At 44.1% G+C, this 706-nt stretch carries 1 protein-coding gene; it reads right to left on the bottom strand.

Going from position 1 to position 706, the window contains the following annotated elements; translation table 11 throughout:
* Nucleotides 1–706 (bottom strand): site-specific integrase (locus A3756_RS18710; protein ID WP_156490596.1); only part of this gene is annotated, 706 nt, incomplete at both ends.

Raw genomic sequence — 706 nt, 5'->3', positions numbered from 1 at the left:
ATATAAGACAAAGGGTTTCCCCGATAATTTGGATTGTTTCGTAAGCCGTATAGCTTCATCGTGGCATAGGTATGTCGCAAACTATGCAAAGTGATACCTTTGCGACCCACTATGCTCTGAAGCTCTTTGTTTAGGATCGTGCCCTTAATTGAGTAGGGCTGACCAAAGCGATTTAGAAATAACGGCGCTTGCTCATCAATTCCGTTCTCGACTAAAAGACCGTGCCGATCATGCAGTTTGTATTGCCACAGTCGTTCATACAAAGCGATAGGGATGTGAATGGACCGAGCCTTACTGCCTTTGGTTTTCATGTCCAATGGATTTAGATCAACGACGACAATCGAGCTACCGCGCTTCATTGCAGGGTCTTGGATAAATTTCTCAGGAAACGTTAGCAGCTCTTCTTTACGCATACCTGTTTGCAGAGCCATGCGATAAACAAGGTGTTGAGACATGAAGCTCTCACGCTTTAACAGCGCTTTGATTTCTTGCTTGGAGAGTACCTTTAGGCGACTCTTTTTTTCTTTCAGCATCACGTTTGGCGAACTTGTTATGCCACCACTTGTATCTGTGTGAGCAAGAAACCCTTTTGGCTTAGATATGATGATAGTTTCAATGTCGTAGGGAACAGAATCAATCCATTCTCTGCGTCTTGCGTACTCATAGAACTTGATGATAGTGCGTAACCTGCCATTGACCGTATTGG

The organism is Oleiphilus sp. HI0086 (assembly GCF_001635225.1).
The sequence above is the reverse complement of the archived record's forward strand: the minus strand, read 5'-3'. Positions and strand labels throughout refer to the sequence as shown.